The organism is Achromobacter sp. GW823-FHT04E03 (assembly GCF_058796095.1).
Map to the genome: position 1 here is coordinate 622363 of NZ_JBXAIJ010000001.1, position 19601 is coordinate 641963.

The window sequence follows — 19601 nt, forward strand, 5'->3', positions numbered from 1 at the left end:
TAAAAGTGACCAGGCGGCAAGATAGATTAAGGACAATGGCGTCGGTAGTCGCCATTTTTAGCCCTGGCTGTCCTGAAAACGGAACGCTGGGCTAGTCTTCCTGCAACTTCCCGAAGCGCTCCGCCAGATAATCCACCAAGGTCCTGACCGACGACAGCAGGCCGCGCCGCGACGGGAACACCGCATGTATCAGCTCGCGGCGCGGGGCCCAGTCAGGCAGCAGCCGGACCAGCTGTCCCGCCTGCAGCTGTTCGCGCACCATCATGGTGGGCAGTTGCACGACGCCCACGCCGGCCACCGCCGCGTTGCGCAAGGCGATCATGTCGGTGGTGATCATCCTGGGGGCAAGCGAGACGGTGGCCTGCTGGCCGTCCTGCTTGTACAGCTCCAGGCGATAGGCCTGGTTGGGCGAGCCCAGCGCCAGGCTGGGCCAGGCGCCCAGGTCGTCCGGGGTTGCGGGCTGGCCGCATTGGGCCGTCAGGCCCGGGCTGGCGACCAGGCTCTGGCCGCGGTCCGACAGCACGCGCATGACCAGTTCGCTGTCTTCCAGCGGAGGCGGCCGCACGCGGATCGCCACGTCCACGGCTTCACCCAGCACGTCGACCCGGCGGTTGGTGGCCTCCAACTGTATGACCACGCGCGGGTACTTGATCATGAAGTCGGCGAGCATGCCGCCCACATGGGTATGCAGCAGGGCGATCGGGCAGGTCAGCTTGACCACGCCGCGCGGCTCGACCTGGGCCGCGTCGATCACTTCCTGCGCGGCTTCCGCTTCGGCCAGCATGGCCTTGCAGCGCTCGTAGTAGGTCTGGCCTATGTCCGTGACCATGAAATGCCGGGTCGAGCGCTGGATGAGGCGCACGCCGAGGCGCTCTTCCAGCAGGGCCAGCCTGCGGCTGAGGCGGGACTTGGGCATGCCCAGCGCACGTCCCGCGGGGGCAAAGCCCTGGTGCTCGACGGTCTGCACGAAATAGAAAAGGTCGTTGAGATCCTGCATGGGCATCCCTTTGGTTCAAAAAATAGAACGCTGAAAGCAAAAAATCGGTCTTCCGACAATTTTGTTCTATTTTTAATATTTGTGCAGCCATAAGGCTTCTGATTCGGCCACAAGCCGTCGACCTTTCAAATTAGGAGTACACCATGTCCGCACCCGCCAACTTCAACGGCCAACGTCCTGTTATCGACGCCGACGACGCCGTCATGCTGCTGATCGATCATCAGAGCGGCCTGTTCCAGACCGTGGGCGACATGCCCATGCCGGAACTGCGTGCCCGCGCTGGCGCCTTGGCGTCGATGGCCACGCTGGCCAAGATGCCCGTCATCACCACGGCTTCCGTGCCGCAAGGCCCGAATGGTCCGCTGATTCCCGAGATCCACGCCAACGCCCCGCATGCGCAATACATTGCGCGCAAGGGCGAGATCAACGCCTGGGACAACCCCGAATTCGTTGCCGCCGTGAAGGCCACCGGCCGCAAGACGCTCATCATCGCCGGCACCATCACCAGCGTGTGCATGGCGTTCCCGGCCATCAGCGCCGTCGCCGACGGCTACAAGGTGTTCGCGGTGATCGACGCCTCTGGCACGTACACCAAGATGGCCCAGGAAATCACGCTGGCGCGCGTGGTGCAGGCCGGCGTGGTGCCGATGGACACTGCCGCCGTGGCCTCGGAACTGCAGAAGACCTGGAACCGTGAAGACGCCATGCAGTGGGCCGAGGTCTACACCAAGGTGTTCCCGGCCTACCAGCTGTTGATCGAAAGCTACTCCAAGGCGCAGGAAGTGGTGAAGAACAACGAAGTCCTGGATTCGCAGCGCTGATCCGCTTCGATATAAGCGGAGGCCCGGGCCTCGCGGCCCGGATCAAGCCGCCACGCCATGCCGCTCGGCGATGCGCAGCAGCAAGGCTTCCAGTTCCTGGAGAATGGGCCGGTGGTCGTCCACCCGCCTGACCAGGGCAGAAGGCATGGCGGGCAGGTCGATCTCGACGAATGCGATCTCGGGTGTCGCGTAATAACTGGCGGCGCGCTTGGTCAGCATCAGCAGGCCTTCGCGCGTGTTCACGGCCGCGATGCCCTCGCGGATCGTGCGCACCACCGGGCCGTCGCCGATGGGCTTGCCCTTGGGCGTGTGGCGCGGAAAGTGGTAGTCCTGCCATTCCTGGTTGACCGATCCCGGCACCATGCGCACCAGCCGTTCCTCGGCCAGCAGCTCAGGGTCCAGCAGGGTCGCCGCGGCAAACGGGTGATCAAGCGGGACGCACAGCATGCGCTGGTCCCGCAACACGATGGGCCCATGGCACAGGCCGTCCGCGCCCAGCGGCAAACGGCAGAACGCAATGTCGACCGAGCCGTCGGCCACCGCCGCGTAGTGGGTGACGTAGGTCAGTTCCACGAACTCCAGCTCCACGTTGGGATGCGCGGCCTTGAATTCCGAGACCAGCGGGCGGTATAGCTCGTAGAAACCGCCGCCCAGGAAGCCGATGCGCAGATGGCGCGGCTTGCCCGCGGCCTGGCGCTTGCAGTCGTCCAGCGCGGCTTTCAGCATGACCACGGCCGGTCCCGCGCCCAGCTTCAGGGTTTCGCCCAACGGCGTAAGCGCGACGCGGCGGCTGCTGCGCTCGAATAAGGGGGCGCCCAGCGTCTTTTCCAACGCCTTGACCGCTTCCGATACGGATGACTGGCTCATGTGCAGCGCTTCCGCCGCGCGGCCGAAATGCAGCTTGTCCGCAACGGCCAGAAAACAATCGAATTGGCGTAGATCCATGGCTCCGGGGCACCTTCCGTGCGCGTAGTAGTCGTTCTTATATCAATCGGGATTAACGATTGATGGCTTGAATAATAGCGCTTGTTCGCGCCAGGCCCGATGGGCAGAATTCGACCTGTTCACACAAGCTTAGCTCATTGATGAGCGATAAGGAGACAGGCATGAGTTCATCTATGCCAGAACGATCAGGCCCAAAAGAATCGGCAGAACCGATTGAATTCCTGGTCGAAGGGGATCTGGTGCGCGGTACCTTCTACCGGCCCGAGCAGGCCAGCGGCCCGGTCGGCGCGGTCGCGCTCGCGCACGGCTGGTCCATGGTCGCCGGCGGCGACCTGGAAGAGTACGCGGCCGCTGTGGTGGCCCGGGGCCTGGCCGCGCTGACCTTCGACTTCCGCAATCTCGGCCGCAGCGAGGGCATGCCGCGCCAGGAGATCGATCCGCAGCGGCAGATCCAGGATTTCCGCTCGGCAATTTCCTATCTGCGCCAACGTCCGGAAGTCGACCGCGAGCGCATCGGCATCTGGGGCAGCAGCTACAGCGGCGGCCACGCGCTGACGGTGGCCGCCATCGACCGCCGCGTCAAGTGCGTGGTCAGCCAGGTTCCGACCACCAGCGGTTTCTCCGCGGCCCAACGGCGCGTGCGCTACGACAAGGCGCAGGCGCTGCAGGCCGCGTTCGAAGCCGACCGCGAGGCACGCGACGCGGGCCAGCCGCCTGCGATGCTGCGCATGGTCGATGCCGATCCCGACGCGCCGGTCGCCTATCCGGGCCCGGACTCCTACAACTACATGACGGGCGAAGCGCGCCGCTGCCCAAGCTGGGTCAATGAGGTCACGTTGCGGTCGCTGGAACTGGCCCGCGCCTATGAGCCCGGCATGTACGTGCGCCGTATCGCGCCCACGCCGCTGCTGATGATCGTCGCCACCGGCGACGGCCTGACGCCTGCCGATCTGCAGCAGGACGCTTTCAACGCAGCGCATCAGCCCAAGGAGTTGCTGCTGCTGCCCGGCGGCCATTACTCGGTCTACACGGAACATTTCGAACGCACCAGCAACGCCGCGGCCAATTGGTTCGCGCGGCACCTCGGCCAAGACCAGCACGGATAAAAAAATGACGACGACAATAATGATGGAGACACAGGACCGCCAACGCCGCCACGCTTCGCTGCGCGCGGCGGCCGTGGGCAATGCCCTGGAATGGTTCGACTGGACCTTGTACGGCACGTTCTCGGCCTATCTGGCCATGAACCTGTTCGACCCGTCCGACCGCGGTTCGGCGCTGCTGGCCACGCTGGCCGTGTTCGCGGGCGGATTCCTGGCGCGGCCGATCGGCGGCTGGCTGTTCGGCCGCATCGGCGACCGCTACGGCCGCAAGTTCACGCTGGTCCTGACCATGTGCCTGCTGGCCCTGACCAGCCTGGCGATCGCGCTGCTGCCCACCTATGAGCAGGCCGGCGTGCTGGCTTCGGTATTGCTTTTCATCTGCCGCCTGATGCAGGGGCTGGCGCATGGCGGCGAGTCCGGCGTGGCCTATACCTATGTTGCCGAAATCGCGCCGCCCGCGCGGCGCGGGCTGTGGTCGAGTTCGGTGTTCGTCAGCGTGACCATCGGCGTCATGGCCGCGACCGCGCTGGCGGCGTTGCTGACGTCCTGGCTGGGCAAGCCCGCGATGGAAGCCTGGGGCTGGCGCGTGGGCTTTGGCGTGGGGGCGCTGCTGGGCGTCTACGCGCTGTTCCTGCGCCGCAGCGCAAGCGAAAGCGAGGTCTTCGAACACAGCGCGGAGCAGGGCGGTACGCAGAAGGTGTCGGCGCGGCAGGCCTTGAAGATCGCCCGCAACATCGTGATGATCGCCGCGGCGTCCAACGCCACGTATTACACCTGGGTCACCTTCGCGCCGGCCACGGCCATCGCGACCAAGGGCATGGATCCGGCGGGCGCCTACACGGCCAGCCTGATCGCGCAGTTGGTGTGCCTGTTGTGGCTGCCGGTCTGCGGCTGGCTGGCGGACCGCTACGGCCGCAAGCCGATGGTGATGGCCTTCGGCCTGGGCGTGGCGCTGGCGGTGTTCCCGGTATCGCACATCGTGACCGACCAGCCCTGGACGCTGTTCGTGGGGCAGTTGATAGGCCTCCTGGTTTGGGCGCTGCTGGCGGCGATCTTCCCCGCCGTGGTGGCCGAACAGGTGCCGACCGGCGCGCGCGCCATGGGCGTGGGCTTCATCTCTTCGCTGTCGGTCGCGATCTTTGGCGGCACCGCGCCCTACATCAATGCCTGGCTGGGCGCCCAAGGGCTGGATTGGGTCTACACGGCCTACGTGGGGGCGCTGGGGCTGATGGCGTTTGCCGGCGCCTTCCTCATCAAGGAGACGGCGGGCATGGACCTGAACGACATCCGCCTGCCGGGCGAGGAAGCCGGCAACACAGCAGTCAACAAGGCCGCCAAGCGCGCGGCATTCAACTGAACTCCAATTTTTTCATCATCACATGAGCAAAATGAACTATCCGGATCTGGCAGGGAAAATCGCGGTTGTCACGGGGGCCGGGGGCGGTATTGGACGCGCCATGGCGGCGGCGTTCCGCCAGCAGGGCGCGACCGTGGTCGCCACCGACCTGGACCTTGGGGCGCCGTCCGGCGTGGACGCGGATTGCCGCCAACTGGACGTCACGCAAGCGCAGGCGGTACGCGCACTGGCCGACGCGGTGGCTGCCCAGTACGGCGCGCTGGACGTGTGGGTCAACAACGCCGGCTTCATGGCCCGCATGCCCGCCCTGGACCTGGACGAAGCCGCATGGCAACGCACCATGGACATCAACCTGAAAGGCACGTTCTTCGGCGCGCAGGCGGCTGCGCGCCACATGATCGCGCAAGGCAGCGGCGCCATCATCAACCTGTCCAGCTATGCCGGCGTCAAGCCGCGCCCGAACTGCGCCGACTATGCGGCTGCCAAGGCCGGCGTGGCCCATCTGACCCAATGCCTGGCGCTGGAGTGGAGCCCCAAGGGGCTGCGCGTCAACGCCATTGCGCCCGGCTTCATCGAAACGCCGATGAGCAGCTGGATGCACGCCGACGCCGCCACCTTTGCCGAATACGTGGAGCGCCTGCCGGCGCGCCGCGTGGGCCAGCCGTCCGAGATCGCCGACGCGGCGCTGTATCTGGCTTCGCAGGCATCCGGCTATGTCACTGGTCACGTGCTGATGGTCGACGGCGGAGTGTCCAAGACATGAGCGACGACAAGGACGTGGCATCGTGGTGGAACGGCAAGGCGGCCGTCGTGACGGGCGCGGCCAGAGGGCAGGGCGCGGCCGAGGCGCTGCGCCTGTTGCAGGCCGGCGCAACCGTCTACGCGCTGGACGTCTTGCCCGAAAGCGATGCGACCTGGGCGGAGTTGCGCGCGGCGGCGGGCGCGGATGCCGAACGGCTGCGCATCCGGGTCGCGGACGTGGCCCGCGAATCCGATTGGCTGGCGTTGGCCGATGAGATTTCGGCTGCGGGCGTGCCGCTCTACGGCCTGGTCAACAACGCTGGCGTGACCCTGCGCAAAACCGTGACCGAGACCACGCACGCGGAATGGCGGCGCCTGCTGGACATCAATCTGGACGGGCCATTCCTCGCCATCCGCAACCTGGCCGCACTGATGCCGCAGGGCGCGGCCATCGTCAATACGTCGTCGACGGCGGGGCTTACCGGCTACTTCAGCGCAGCCTACACCGCCAGCAAGTGGGCCCTGCGCGGCCTGACGCGGGCGGCATCGCTGGAACTGGCGGGGCGGGGCATACGCGTCAACACCGTATGCCCCGGCCTGGTGGAAACGCCGATGATCATGCAGCCCAATGCCGTGCATGACGCCGGCCGGGCGCGCCTGTTCTATGAAGGCAACCGCGACGCCACGCCGCTGTCGCGCGGCGCGGATGCCGATGAGATCGCGGCGGCGGTAATGTTCCTGTTGGGGCCCGAGGCTTCGTTCATCACCGGCGCGGACCTGCCGGTCGACGGCGGCATGACGGGAGGAGGCGTGTACTGGCGGATCGGCAAGTCCACCGGCAATCTGTAGCCGCAGTCCCGGGCCGCGGCCCGGGACTGGCCATTGCGCAAGGGCGGAGGCTTAGTGCTTGTCGCCGTAGATATTGCCGGCAATGCCGCCGGCGGCGGCGCCGATGGCGGCCCCAGTCCAGCCGCTGCCGCCCGCGATGGCGGCAATGCCCGCGCCGGCCGCGGCGCCGATGGCCGCGCCCGACAGGGTGCCTTGCTGCTTGGAACTCATGTTGGTGCAGGCTACCAGCGACCCCATCATGAGGCCTATGGCGATCGATCGGATGACTTTCATGGTTGACTCCTAGCGGGCGCGCTTGGCGGGAGCGGCCGGCGTGGCCGGCGCCGCGGGCGCGACGATTTCGAACCAGAGCGTTTCGACCACGGGGCGGTCCATCCGGGTCGGATTGGCCGCGTACCAGCTATCCAGCCGTTCGCGCACCGAATCGAGCGTATGGCTCTGCAAACCCTTGGCGAAACGCGGGATCAGCGTCTGGTTGTCCGCCGGCGCGCGGCGCTGCTGATAGGCCTGCTCCACCTGGATGAGGTTCGCCATGCCCAGCAGGTAGGCCTTCTTCAGATTCGCGTCGGACTCCGACCATTGCTTGCCGGTGATGATGGGCGCCGGGTCGGTAGGCGCCGCTACCACCGGCGCGGCGACCAGCAGTGACAGCGCAAGGGCTGCCGGGCCTAACAGGTGTTTCACTTTCATCATATCGCTCCTTGGTGGAACAAAAGACAGAAAAACAACCAGAACGCCATGCGCGCAGTTCGCTTGCAATGGCCAAGCGCCAGGCGACCAGATCAATTTAGGCTTGAAAGCATGCTTGCGCAAGAGGCGTGCCGCTCTGCCATCGGGCTTCAACACGGACCTGGCGCAGACGTTACCGATTCTGGCAAGCCTGTTCAAATGAAACAGCGTTCGCCGCCTTTGGAATTTCGCTGTACATATTGCTAGCTGTCGCGTCGGGCGGCATGGCCCCCTCGATGCCGGCAGGCACATAGAAGACAAATAAACCCGAGGAGGAGTCAATGCGTACGTTCAATCGCAGGGCCGCGGCATTCCTGGCGAGCGGGCTGATTGCAGTGCTGGCAGGCTGCGCGTCGCCCGGAGGCAAGAAAGAAACCGTCGATATGAAGGGGCTGTCCCAGCCAGTGGAGATCGTGCGCGACCGCCACGGCGTGTCCCACATCTACGCGCAGAACCAGGATGACCTGTTCTTCGCCCAAGGCTTCAACGCGGCGCGCGACCGCCTCTGGCAACTGGACCTCTGGCGCCGCCAGGGCGAGGGCAAGATGGCCGAACAGTTCGGTCCGCGCTTTGTCGAGCAGGACCGCGCGGCTCGCCTGTTCCTGTACCGCGGCGACATGCAGGCCGAATTCGCCAGCTACCACCCGCAGGGCAAGGCGATCCTCACGTCCTTCGCGGCGGGCATCAATGCCTACATCGATTGGGTCAAGGCGAATCCCGATCAGATGCCGCCGGAATTCAAGCTGACCGGCACCGAGCCCGGCTATTGGAGCCCCGAGACCTCGCTCATCCGCATCTATGGCCTGACCCGCAATCTCAACGAAGAGGTGCGGATGGCGCAACGCGTCGCGGCGCTGGGCCTGAACGCCGTGCAGGGACTCAGCACCTTCGAGCCGCCCTTGGCGCTGCAGGTGCCTGCCGGACTGGACGTGCGCGACGTCGACAGCAAGGTCCTGGGCGACTACAACCTGGCGCGCAACGGCCAGAAATTCGTCGCCGCCGACTTCCCGCGCAGCCCGCTCGCGGCCGCCGAGCGCGAAAAACTTGCGCAGGAATTGTCCGCGAATCTGCTGGCGTCGCTGGATCCGGCGTTCGACCCCATGGCGACCCGCTACGAGAGCAACAACTGGACCATAGCCGGCCAGCATACGGCCAGCGGCAAGCCCATTCTTGCGGGCGATCCGCACCGGTCCATCACCATGCCTTCGCTGCGCTACATGGTGCACCTGAACGCGCCGGGCTGGAACGTGATCGGCGCGGGCGAGCCGGCGCTGCCCGGCGTGTCCATGGGCCACAACGACCGCATCGCTTTCGGGCTGACGATCTTCGCCTTTGGCGACGAAGAAGACCTGTACGTCTACGACACCAATCCAGCCAGGCCGGACGAATACCGCTACAACGGCCGCTGGGAAAAGATGCGCCAGGTGGATGAGTCGATCCCCGTGCGCGGGCAGGCAGCGGCAACGCGCCAGCTGAAGTTCACCCGCCACGGCCCGGTGATCTACGTGGATCCGGTGAAGCGCAAGGCCTACGCCTTGCGCGCGGCCTACCTGGAATTCCCCGGAACCGCGGCCTATCTGGCCAGCCTGCGGCTGAACCAGGCGCAGAACTGGAACGAGTTCGTCGCCGGCATGGAAAAGCACTACACGCCCAGCGAGAACATGGTGTATGCCGACGTGGACGGCAACATCGGCTGGTTCGGCGGCAGCATCGCGCCGATACGCCCGCGCGCGGATTGGTCCGGCATGCTCCCCGTGCCCGGCAATGGCGAGTTCGAATGGCGCGGCGTCCTGCCGGGCAGCGCGCTGCCCCGCGCCTACAACCCTCCCGAGGGCTATGTCGCCACCGCCAACGAATACAACCTGCCGGCCGACTACCGCTACAAGGACATGTCCGCCCGCACCTGGGCCGAACCCTACCGCGTGCAGCGCATACGCGAGGTGCTGGCCGACAGCAAGGGGCAGACGGTCCAGAGTTCGCAGGCGCTGCAGTACGACAACCTGTCCATTCCGGCACGCACTCTGACGGGCTACGCGAAGTCGCTGAATTCGGCCGATCCCGCGACGTCGCAGGCCTTGAGCATGCTGAAGGACTGGGACGCCCGAGTGGGAACGGAATCGCGCGCGGCCACGGTGTACGAGTTCTGGCTGCCCGAGGTCGTCAAGCGCGTGACTGAACTCTACGTGCCTGCCAACGGCCGGGCCGCCTTCGGCAATCTGTCCACCGCCAAAACGCTGGAAAAGCTGGCTACGCCGGACAGCGCTTTCGGTGCGCAGCCGCAGCAGGGCCGTGACGCGCTGCTGCTGCAGGCGCTGAACGACGGCTTGCAGAAGCTGCGCGCCAAGCTGGGACCGGATTCCTCGCAATGGCAGTGGGGCAAGCTGCATCACATCCAGTTCGAGCACAGCCTGGCCAGCCTGTTGCCCGAGGCCACCGCCAATGCCTACGGCACGCCGCGCTATCCGGTCAGCGGCGACAACGACACCGTGCACCGCGCCACCTTCCGCGCCAGCGACTTCCGCCAGACCAGCGGCGCGTCATACCGCCAGGTGATCGACGTGGCCGACTGGGACAACTCGCGCATGCAGAACGTGCCGGGACAATCCGCCGACCCGCGCAGCCCGTATTACCAGAACCTGCTCAAGGACTGGGCAACGGGCGAGTATTTCCCCATGGCGTTCAGCCGCGCCAAGGTGGATAGCGAGAAGGCGGGTACCTTGAATCTGCGTCCGGTACAGCGCTGATTCAGGCCAGCCTGCCGGCGGAGCGCCGTTCGATCAGCGTGGCCTCGCTGATCGAACGGCGCAATAACGCAGGGCAGGAGAGAGTTATGCAACTTAAACTCTCCGCGTGCGGCCGCGCATGGGCGCGGCGGGCGTGCCTTTCAAGACCGAATTGACAAGGGTGCTTACCGACGGTTGCGGGTGCGGCGGGGCTTGCGCAGTTAAGGTTTTGGGGTCGCACGGCATTCCCGATCCAGGAGACTGAGGCCCCCATGCATTCCACGCAATCCTACAAGACCGTTATCCCGCGCCAGTCCGCGAGCCGCTCGCCGTTGGGCTGGCTGCAGGAGCGTACGCAGTTCGTCCGGGCGCTGCTGTCCAATCCCGCGGCCATAGGCGCTGTGGCGCCGTCCGGCCCGGCACTGGCAGCGGCCATCACCGCCTGCATACCGCCCGGCGCGGGCAAAGTCCTGGAGCTGGGCTGCGGCACAGGTGTTTTTACCCGCGAAATGCTGCGCCGGGGCGTGGATCCGGCCAATCTGGTGCTGGTCGAACAGGACATGGCCATGAGCAGCAGCTTGCAGGCGCAGTTTCCGGAGGCAGCGGTGCTACGGGTGCCGGCGCAGGAACTCTGCCGCAAGCGCCATCCCGAGATGGATGGGATTGGCGCCGCCATCTGCGGCCTGCCGTTGCGCAACATGAGCCAGGCGCATCACCAGCAACTGCTGGCCGCCGTGTTCGACGCGCTGCCGGCAGAGGGCTCGATGGCGCTATTCACCTATGGCGTGCGTTGTCCGATATCCGCCAGTGTGCTGGAGGCCTGCGGCTTGCAGGCCAGCAAGGTCGGGTTCGTGCCGCTGAACCTGCCGCCGGCGTCGGTGTACAGCCTGGCCCGGCGGGCCTAGGCCGCGCTGGCTGGCATGGGCTCGTCCTATCCAAATGGGCTAGGGCAGGGTATTGCAAATAACTAATTGACACGAAAAGATCGCTCAACCAACATCGCAGTCATAACTATTGGCGGCCTGGGACACGTGCGTGCGGGGTAGACAGCCACGTCGTAGCAGGCCGGCAGGGTTCTGGAACACCAACGATTCCGGACCCCAACGAGGAGACTGCAATGCGTTCATCCCTGATCGAGAGCGCGGCGCGGCGGCGCCTGTTGGCTGGCGGCGCCAGCGCGCTGGCCGCAGCGGGCCTGGGACGCGCGGCCTTGGCCGCGGAACAGAAAGCCGCGCCAGCCGCGGCCGCGCCACCGGCCCCGGCATCCGCCGCCAAGCCGCTGCCAGCCTACGCGGCCTGGAAGCAGCCCGATGCGATGATCGTGCACAGCGCCAACACCATAGAAACGCGGCGCGAGGCATTCGGCAGCGGGGTGGTCACGCCGCTGCGTCAACTCTACGTGCGCAACAACCTGCCGCCGCCCGACGAGTCCATCGTGGCCGACCGCGACGCATGGGTCCTTGAAATCGCCGGCGTGGCAAAACCCATGTCGCTGAGCGTGGGGCAACTGAAGAGCATGGGCCTGCAGACGCTGGCGATGGTCTTGCAGTGCTCGGGCAATGGCCGCGGCTATTTCCCCAACAAACCCAGCGGCACGCCTTGGCAGGTCGGCGCGGCCGGATGCGTGATCTGGAGCGGCTTGCCGGTCAGCGTCCTGGTCGAGCATTGCGGCGGACTGGAGGCGGCCGCCGTGTACATGACCGGCACCGGCGGCGAAAAACTGCCTGACGGCCTGGATCCGAACATGGTCATGGTCGAGCGTTCGGTGCCCAAGGAAGCGATGCGGGATGCGCTCCTGGCTTGGGAGCTCAACGGCGAACCGATCCCGCTGGCTCATGGCGGCCCCTTGCGCCTGATCGTGCCGGGCTACACAGGCGTGAACAGCGTCAAATACATCAAGCGGCTGGCCTTCACTGAAAAGGAAAGCCCGGCCGCGATCCAGCAGACCGGCTATCGCCTCGCGCCACCTGGGCAGAAAGGGAATCCGAGCCAGCCCTCTGTCTGGGCCATGGGCGTGAAGTCGTGGATCAATACGCCCAATCCGGCTGCGTCCACCCTGAAGGCCGGGCGCGTGGTGGTGCAGGGCGTGGCGTTTGGCGGCACCAACGGCATCAAGCAGGTCGAGGTCTCGATAGACGGCGGCAAGAACTGGCAGAAGGCGGAGCTGGTCGGCCCGGACCTCGGGCGCTATGCCTGGCGCCAGTTCGCGTTGCCGGTGGAATTGGCGGCGGGCGAACACGTGCTGGTCAGCCGGGCCACGGATACCGAGGGCCGCGTGCAGGAAGAAGAGCGTCCGCAGAATGCCGGCGGCTACATCAATAGCAGTTGGCGCGATCACGCCGTGACGGTGGTGGCCAAGGCATGAGGGAAGCTGCACTGGCGTTACCCAGGAAGCGCGCATTAGGCGCCGGATTGCTGATCGCCAGCCTCCATGCCGGCGTGTCGGCAGCCGAACCCGACATGGAGGCTGGCCGCGCCTTGTTCGTTGGCGCAACGCCAGCCTGCGCGATCTGCCATACCCTGAACGACGCGCAATCCAGCGGCGCCATCGGTCCCAAGCTCGACGAAATCAAGCCCGATGCGGCGCGCGTGGCGACGGCCATCCGCAATGGCATCGGCCAGATGCCGGCTTATACGAGCTTGTCGGATCAGGAAATCGAGGTATTGGCGGCATATGTTGCCAAGGCGACTGGGGGGCAGCCCTGAGCGGACTCCAGTTGCGGTGACGTTCCTCCGGAAAAAACCGGGCTGCGTCATACTCAATTTGGAGGATGTTGTGGTGGTGTTTGAACGAATCCACGCGTGGTAAAAATTCGAGAGCAACGCTCCCACGATCCATGCTCCCAGCAGCTTTCCGCGCTCTCTGAAGCGCAGCGGTGCTGAAGTCTGGCTGCCGGGTATGCCGTCTCTTCAGGTGCCTGCCATGCGACAACTCGTATCCTGGTCACTGCTCGTTGCGCCTGCCACGATGGCGGCAGTGTTGTCCTTTTCCGTGGGCGCACAGTCGATGCCACCCCCCCAGGCCGAGGCCTCGAATTGGTGCGAAGAAGCCAGGAAAGCGCTGACAGATGCCAATGGCAACGCGGTCGAGTGCGCCGCGGTTGCGAAGCGCTGCATCAAAATGAATAACTACTGGTGCCAGAAACATGGGGCCAGCTATTGGCGGGGAACGACCGACGCGCAGGGCAACGACGGCAACCGCGACGTGGACGGGCATGCGATCTTCGATTCGGCGGCCTGGTCGGCCCGCGCGATTGCGATGGACCTTCGGTCCAAGTACCGGCGGGGCCTGGTGTCTGCCGTGGATATTGCCGCAGCGCATTCGCCATGGTGCGACACGCTGGGGTCAAAAGCTGTCGTCAACGGGCATGGCAGGACCTGCAAGGATGGACGGGCAAAGCCGGCTGCGACCTTCGCGGGCCCGTGGTGCGAAGCGCCAAAGAAAGCGGCGCCCGGGACGGCCGATTGCGCTGCGGGCTGCAATTGCCCGCCTGAAATCGCGAGCGTGTTGGTGCGCGACTTGAACCTTGATATCAATGCGGACTTGAAATTGTTCGATGCCGCCGGTATGCCTCTGCCCAATCTGACAATTGTGCTTCGGAATCTGGCATTGCAGGAGCAGGGCGTCCGAGTGCGTACCAGTGTCATCGAACAAGGCATCGGTCAACTCGGAAAATGAAAAAGGCGTATCAGTGATTCAGTTGTCTCGGCGGTGTCGCGACCATCGAGTTCGACAGAGGAGGGCGCGTGTCATACCCAACATCTCGTTGCATCGTCCGAACAGCCGTCAGATTGGCGTTGGTGAGCTTCGCGGGTGGTATATCCGGATGCGCCTGGACACCGCCAAATGCCTATCCGGTTCTGGACGTCTGGAGCGATCCCAGCAAGACGAACACAGGAGAAAAAACCAATGCGCAAAAGGCATTCGACCTGTCGTCCGAAACCACCGTTGACGACGTCGTTGCGAAGCTGCAAGTTCAGACCGAATACTACCGCTACCGTTCGGAAAGGGCGCGGACCGGGGGGCTTGAGCTGCGTACGGGCGCGATTGGCGGCGCTGTGACGGGAGCCGTAGGCGCGATTATCGGCAATGTTGCTACGACCGCAGTGGGAGCGGGCATCGCGACGGGCTCCGCATTGTTAATGGCGCAGTATTCCCTGACGGCGCAGGACGCCATTTTTTCGGCGGCAGCGGCTCAATTGACTTGTGTCGTGGCTGCGGCAAGTCCGGTTCTGGGTTCCAGCCGACTGGTCCCCGAGCTGAAAAATGCCAGTAATCGCATCTTGGGCAATGTCCAGTCGAGCTTGTCGGCGTTGCAGCCCAAATGGCCCAGCGCAAGTGATCTGGCGCAGGCCTTCGATAGTGCTCGCATTGTGCTTATGACGTCGCCGGGTGCGCGTGATGAAGGCGCTGTGGACACGTTGGTAAGGGCCAACCTTGTTTCGTGCATCGAAACCGGCCGCCTGGCATCGGAATCCATTGTGCAGAAGTAAGGTTCAGTTGCGCTACGGGCTTAAGACACATTCTTGGTAGTTCGGGATTGGTGTTGCGTTCGACTCCACTCTGGAGATCATCGGGGTCTCCAAATCTGCGTTGCGGTCCCCGCTGTGCTTCTTGTGTTGCGCATGAGATGGCGGCTAACGCAACACTGATTGATTGCAAACTCACAGCTCACCTCGTAGGTGTTGCGTCGAAATGAGCAGCGAGTTCAAGCTCGGGCCATGGATGGCCAAATGACCTTCGCTGGGAAGCCGGCCAGTACCGCGTCACAGCAATGCTGCGGCGCTGTTCACAGGGAGCAGGTCAATGCCATGCTGGAGCAGGCGCGGGCTTGCGGCGCGGACGCGGACCCTTGCGGCGTGTTGCACGACGCGCCGGCTTCGTTGCAGTAGGCGCCCGCCCAACGACAAAGACCCGCCCGAGCCGGCGGGCATGGGGGCGAACACCGGGCTTGGGCCGGTATTCGTCTGGATATAATAGGAACAATTCCCATTCCCAATATATCCCCATGCCCGCTACCCCTAGCGCCAGTCCCGACGCCGGCATCGCGACGCTGTACCGCGACCATCATTCCTGGCTGCACGGCTGGCTGCGGCTGAAGCTGGGCGATGCGCATCGCGCGGCGGATCTGGCGCAGGACACGTTTGTGCGCCTGCTGTCGGCAAACTCCCCCTCTGACACCGTGCTGCGCGAGCCGCGGGCCTACCTGCGCACCATCGCGAACCGCTTGCTGGTGGACCATTGGCGGCGGTTGGAGATCGAGCGCAGTTATCTGGCGGTGTTGCAGACTTATCCGCAGAGCCATTGGCCCTCGGAAGAGTCGCGGCTGTTGATTCTGGAGTCGCTGGAGCAGGTGGCGCAGATGCTGGGCCGGTTGAAGCCGGAGGTGCGTGAGGTGTTTCTGTTGGCGCAGATGGAGGGGCATACGTGCCCGCAGATTGCGCGGCAGGTGGGGAGGTCGGTGGCGACGGTGGAGCGTTATCTGGCGCAGGCGTTGCAGCACTGCTATCGGCTGGTCTATGGGGTTTGATCGGGCGGGCGTGTCGCCAGGGGCGCCAGGCGCGCGTCCGGAGGACGGCGCGGAGGGCGCGGTGGATCGGGCGATGTTGGACGAAGCGATCCGCTGGCGCATCAAGCTGCAATACAACACGGCGGACGCGTCGGCGTGGCAGGCGTTCGATGCCTGGCTGCGGGCGCAGCCCGCGCATGCGTTGGTGTGGGAGCGTTTGCAGGCGCTGGGCGCGCGTTTGCAGCGGCCAGCGGTGGAGATGCCGGGCGAGGCGGCGGCGCGGATTCTGCGGCAGACAGAGGCGGCACAGGCACGGAGGTCGCGCCGCAAGGCCTTGATGTCGCTGGGTGCGCTGGCGGCGGGCGGTTGGGTGGCGTGGCGGGCGGGGGATGTGCCTGCGGTGCGGCAGGCGCTGGCCGATGTGTCTACGTCGCGGGGCGAGCGGCGTCGCGTCGCGCTGCCGGATGGCGGGACGCTGGTGCTGAATACGGAGACGGCGGTCGATATCGATTACGGCGGGCCAGTGCGGCGCATTCGTTTGCTGGTGGGCGAGGTGTATGTGATTTCTGGGCATGACCCGCTGTCGCGGCCGCTGTTCGTGGAGACGCGCGACGGGCGGGCGCACGCGCTGGGAACGCGGTATCGGGTGCGGCAGTGGGACGACGGCAGCGAGGTGGCGGTGGATGAAGGCGCGGTGGCGTTGCTGCCGCGCGATGGCGCGGGCGAGACGGCGGGCGCGACGCTGCGGGCCGGGGAGTCTGCGCGGATGACGCCGCAAGGTGTGCGGGCGCTGGTGCCGGTGGAGGGGCGCGTGATGGATGGCGGGGCCTGGGTCGAGGGGGCCTTGTCGGTGCGCGATATGCCGCTGGACGCCTTCTTGCAGGAGCTGTCGCGCTATCACGGGGCGATCGAGTGTGACCCGGCGGTGGCGCGGTTGCCGGTGTCGGGGGTGTTCCAGTTGGACGATACGCGCAAGGTGCTGGCGCTGCTGCGTCAGATTCTGCCGGTGGAGCCGCAGGCGGGACGCTTGTGGTGGGGCGGGCGGGTGACGCGGGTTCGGGCACGCGCACGGGCGCCGGAACGGGCGCGGGGCTGAACAAACAAAAAAATCTGAGGGGATGGGCGAATTCGTTCGTCATATCGGTTGTAGCAGTGCGCACTGCCCAGCACCGACCGACCCTCATTGGAGTATCCCTTTCGTGAAGACCCATCGTCTCCGGGCCGCGACGCCGTCGTCCGGCGCGCGGGCTTGCTTGCGCGCTTGCCCCCAGCCCTTCTTTACCGTGCTGTTGCCGTTGGCGGCGGCCTTGGCCGCCTTGTCGGCGCCGTCACCCTCCTACGCCCAGGCCGCGCCGGCCACGGCGGCGCAGTCCGAATCTGCCCGCATGTACGCGATTGCGCCGGGGCCGTTGAATGACGCGCTGGCCGCGTTTGCGCGGCAGGCGGAGATTTCGTTGGGGTATTCCTCGTCGCAGTTGAGCGGGGCGCGCAGCGCGGGCCTGAATGGCCAGTATGGCGTGGCGGATGGCTTGCGCGCGCTGTTGGCGGGTACGGGCTATCGCGCGGTGAATGTGGACGGCGGTATCCGTGTGGAAGCCGAGCCGCCGTCCGCCACCAGCACGCTGGCGCCGGTGCTGGTGACGGGCGCCTATCATGCGCAGACCGAGGGCACGCAGTCTTACGGGTCCAGCATGGCGACCATCGGCAAGACCGAGCAGGCGTTGAAGGACATTCCGCAGTCGGTCACGGTGGTGACGCGCAAGCGGTTGGATGACCAGAACCTGTCGACCATCAGCGAGGTCTTGGAGAACACCACGGGCGTGACAATCAGCGAGGTGGCCGACGGCGGGCGCAATTTCTATTCTCGCGGGTTCAAGATCACGAATATCCAGTACGACGGCGTGCCGCTGTCGCGCAGTTTCTATGCGGTGGGCAATAGCTTCACCGGCAGCACGGCGTATCTGGACCGGGTGGAGGTGTTCCGCGGCGCGCAGGGCCTGTTCGAAGGCGCGGGGCAACCGGGCGGCTCGGTGAACCTGGTGCGCAAGCGCCCTACCGCCGAGACGCAGGTGTTGATGGAGGCGCGCGCGGGCTCGTGGGATCACGTGGGCGGTATGCTGGATGCGGGCGGGGCCTTGAACGCGGACGGCAGCCTGCGGGCGCGGGCGGTGCTGGATCTGGATTCCAAGGGTTCGTTCATCGACGTGGTGAAGGAGCGCAACACCAATCTGTACTTCGCGCTGGATTACGACCTGTCGCCTAGCACGACGATGGGCGCGGGCGTGCTGGTGTCACGCCTGCGGTCCACGCCGTTTTTCGGCGGCCTGCCGCGTTATAGCGATGGCAGTTCGCTGGGGCTGAAGCGGTCGACCTTTCTGGGCGCGGACTGGAACCAGTGGGATCGGGACGAGACGCAGCTGTTCGCGGACCTGACGCATCGCTTCAACAGCGATTGGCGCGTGAACGTGGCGGCCACCTACGTGAAGGAGACGAGCCTGACCTCGGCGCTGGACGCGACGGGCGCGGTGGATCCGGTGACCTTGATGGGGCCGATGCGCAATGCGTGGAATTACGACAAGTCGGCGGAGCACATCGGTTTTGATGCGAATGTGAACGGGCGCTTCACGGTGCTGGGCATGGCGCAGGACCTGACGGTGGGCGTGAGTATGTCGCGGCTGACGTCGAAGGATCGCATCGAGTACGCGTCCAACTATCTGCCGCTGGACGTGTTCCACCCCAATCCGCATGTGCCCAAGCCGGACAGCTTTCCAGATTCTCAGCGCACGTCGCGCTATGAACCGCATGTGCAGAAAGGCATCTATGCGCAGTTGCGCAGCAGCCTGACGGAAGACCTGACGCTGGTGTCGGGCGGGCGTTTCAGTTGGTTTGAAAGCCGCTACACCACGCAGGCCGCGACGTGGGACGATGTCAGCACCGCCAAGGCCAGCGCGGAGTTCACGCCCATGGTGGGGCTGGTCTACGCGCTGACGCCGCAATGGTCGGCCTACGCCAGCTATGCGGATATCTTCGAGCCGCAAACGGCCACCACGCTGGACGGCAGCATCTTGAAGCCCATCGTCGGCGCGAACTACGAAGTGGGCGTGAAGGGCGAGTTGATGGACGGCAAGCTAAATACGTCGTTCGCCCTGTACCGCATCGACCAGAAGAACCGCGCGGTGCAGGCCTACGAGGCCGGGCCGGTGTGCAACGGCGGCTACTGCTCGCGTGCCGCGGGCAAGGTTCGAAGCCAGGGCTTCGAGACGGAGATGAGTGGCGAGCTGATGCGGGGCCTGCAAGTGGCGGCGGGCTATACCTTCAACAGCAACAACTACCTGAGCGACCCGGACCGCGAAGGCCAGACCTTCAGCGAGGAAACGCCGCGGCACCTGTTGCGTCTGTGGAGCGAATACCGCTTGCCCGGCCAGTTGAACCGCCTGAGCGTGGGCGCGGGCGTGAATTGGCAGAGCGCGCTGACCAACAGCATCTCGAAGGTGCGCCGGCCGTCGTACAGCGTGTGGAACGCGCGGGTCGCGTATGACGTGACGTCGAATTGGACGGCTGCGTTGAACGTGAACAATCTGTTCGACAAGGTGTATTACGAGTATCCGGGCTATGTCGAGAACCGCAACAACTACGGCGCGCCGCGCAACATGATGCTGACGTTGCGCGGGCGGTTCTGATGCTTGCGCGGGCGGGGGGGGCGACGCGATATCATGCCCTAGCCTTTCCCCGCCGGGGTATTGCCTGGCCCGGCCTCTTGCAATGCCCCGTTCCTTCCCGCCTCGGACACAGGAACCCAGAACGACGCCGCTTTTCCCCACGCTTG

General features: G+C 65.6%; 19 protein-coding genes. 15 read left to right on the forward strand and 4 right to left on the reverse strand.

Annotation, left to right across the window (positions count from 1 at the left end; genetic code table 11):
- Positions 1–91 precede the first annotated feature (91 nt).
- Positions 92–997 (reverse strand): LysR family transcriptional regulator, encoded by a 906-nt coding sequence (locus tag AC1RHV_RS02905; protein ID WP_492299687.1) that lies wholly within the window; start codon positions 995–997, stop codon positions 92–94.
- A 143-nt stretch (positions 998–1140) separates the two neighbouring features.
- Between AC1RHV_RS02905 and AC1RHV_RS02910 the strand changes: the two genes are divergently transcribed.
- On the forward strand, positions 1141–1818 hold the full coding sequence (locus tag AC1RHV_RS02910; protein WP_054454449.1) for a hydrolase: 678 nt from the start codon (positions 1141–1143) through the stop codon (positions 1816–1818).
- Between the two features lie 42 nt (positions 1819–1860).
- On the opposite strand, the gene AC1RHV_RS02915 is transcribed toward AC1RHV_RS02910, so the two are convergent.
- Positions 1861–2763, reverse strand: coding sequence for a LysR family transcriptional regulator (locus AC1RHV_RS02915; protein ID WP_054454448.1), 903 nt, complete (start codon positions 2761–2763; stop codon positions 1861–1863).
- 173 nt (positions 2764–2936) lie between these two features.
- Here AC1RHV_RS02915 and AC1RHV_RS02920 point away from each other — a divergent pair, with 173 nt between their 5' ends.
- Genes AC1RHV_RS02920 through AC1RHV_RS02935 form a run of 4 tightly spaced genes read left to right on the forward strand, consistent with a single transcriptional unit; the run spans position 2937 to position 6813 of the window.
- On the forward strand, positions 2937–3869 hold the full coding sequence (locus AC1RHV_RS02920; RefSeq protein WP_492300780.1) for an alpha/beta hydrolase: 933 nt from the start codon (positions 2937–2939) through the stop codon (positions 3867–3869).
- Positions 3870–3891: 22 nt separating this feature from the next.
- A complete protein-coding gene (locus AC1RHV_RS02925) occupies positions 3892–5223 on the forward strand; it encodes an MFS transporter (RefSeq protein ID WP_054454873.1) in 1332 nt (443 codons plus the stop codon).
- 22 nt (positions 5224–5245) lie between these two features.
- Positions 5246–5986 (forward strand): SDR family NAD(P)-dependent oxidoreductase, encoded by a 741-nt coding sequence (locus AC1RHV_RS02930; protein WP_492299688.1) that lies wholly within the window; start codon positions 5246–5248, stop codon positions 5984–5986.
- On the forward strand, positions 5983–6813 hold the full coding sequence (locus AC1RHV_RS02935) for an SDR family NAD(P)-dependent oxidoreductase (RefSeq protein WP_225591363.1): 831 nt from the start codon (positions 5983–5985) through the stop codon (positions 6811–6813). Before AC1RHV_RS02930 ends, AC1RHV_RS02935 begins: the two co-directional genes overlap by 4 nt.
- A gap of 51 nt (positions 6814–6864) precedes the next feature.
- On the opposite strand, the gene AC1RHV_RS02940 is transcribed toward AC1RHV_RS02935, so the two are convergent.
- Both AC1RHV_RS02940 and AC1RHV_RS02945 read right to left on the reverse strand, forming a co-directional pair.
- Complete coding sequence (locus AC1RHV_RS02940; protein ID WP_013393765.1) at positions 6865–7086, reverse strand: YMGG-like glycine zipper-containing protein; 222 nt, start codon at positions 7084–7086, stop codon at positions 6865–6867.
- 9 nt (positions 7087–7095) lie between these two features.
- The gene (locus AC1RHV_RS02945) at positions 7096–7503 is read right to left on the reverse strand and encodes a hypothetical protein (protein ID WP_082401051.1); all 408 of its coding nucleotides are present in this window, start codon (positions 7501–7503) and stop codon (positions 7096–7098) included.
- Between the two features lie 320 nt (positions 7504–7823).
- Here AC1RHV_RS02945 and AC1RHV_RS02950 point away from each other — a divergent pair, with 320 nt between their 5' ends.
- The 10 genes from AC1RHV_RS02950 (at position 7824) to AC1RHV_RS02995 (ending at position 19455) form a co-directional block, all read left to right on the forward strand.
- Complete coding sequence (locus AC1RHV_RS02950; RefSeq protein ID WP_192327825.1) at positions 7824–10286, forward strand: penicillin acylase family protein; 2463 nt, start codon at positions 7824–7826, stop codon at positions 10284–10286.
- Between the two features lie 251 nt (positions 10287–10537).
- Positions 10538–11170, forward strand: a complete 633-nt coding sequence (locus AC1RHV_RS02955) for a class I SAM-dependent methyltransferase (protein WP_192327829.1) — start codon at positions 10538–10540, stop codon at positions 11168–11170.
- A 212-nt stretch (positions 11171–11382) separates the two neighbouring features.
- Complete coding sequence (sorT, locus tag AC1RHV_RS02960) at positions 11383–12630, forward strand: SorT family sulfite dehydrogenase catalytic subunit (RefSeq protein WP_492299689.1); 1248 nt, start codon at positions 11383–11385, stop codon at positions 12628–12630.
- A 47-nt stretch (positions 12631–12677) separates the two neighbouring features.
- The gene (gene sorU / locus AC1RHV_RS02965) at positions 12678–12971 is read left to right on the forward strand and encodes a SorU family sulfite dehydrogenase c-type cytochrome subunit (RefSeq protein ID WP_302476938.1); all 294 of its coding nucleotides are present in this window, start codon (positions 12678–12680) and stop codon (positions 12969–12971) included.
- Positions 12972–13188: 217 nt separating this feature from the next.
- A complete protein-coding gene (locus AC1RHV_RS02970; RefSeq protein ID WP_492299690.1) occupies positions 13189–13944 on the forward strand; it encodes a hypothetical protein in 756 nt (251 codons plus the stop codon).
- Positions 13945–14057: 113 nt separating this feature from the next.
- Positions 14058–14759, forward strand: coding sequence for a hypothetical protein (locus tag AC1RHV_RS02975; RefSeq protein ID WP_492299691.1), 702 nt, complete (start codon positions 14058–14060; stop codon positions 14757–14759).
- Between the two features lie 240 nt (positions 14760–14999).
- Positions 15000–15158, forward strand: a complete 159-nt coding sequence (locus tag AC1RHV_RS02980) for a hypothetical protein (RefSeq protein ID WP_166738321.1) — start codon at positions 15000–15002, stop codon at positions 15156–15158.
- A gap of 116 nt (positions 15159–15274) precedes the next feature.
- On the forward strand, positions 15275–15796 hold the full coding sequence (locus AC1RHV_RS02985; protein ID WP_125471308.1) for a sigma-70 family RNA polymerase sigma factor: 522 nt from the start codon (positions 15275–15277) through the stop codon (positions 15794–15796).
- A 73-nt stretch (positions 15797–15869) separates the two neighbouring features.
- A complete protein-coding gene (locus AC1RHV_RS02990; RefSeq protein WP_492299692.1) occupies positions 15870–16871 on the forward strand; it encodes a FecR domain-containing protein in 1002 nt (333 codons plus the stop codon).
- Between the two features lie 103 nt (positions 16872–16974).
- A complete protein-coding gene (locus tag AC1RHV_RS02995) occupies positions 16975–19455 on the forward strand; it encodes a TonB-dependent siderophore receptor (protein ID WP_492299693.1) in 2481 nt (826 codons plus the stop codon).
- Positions 19456–19601 lie beyond the last annotated feature (146 nt).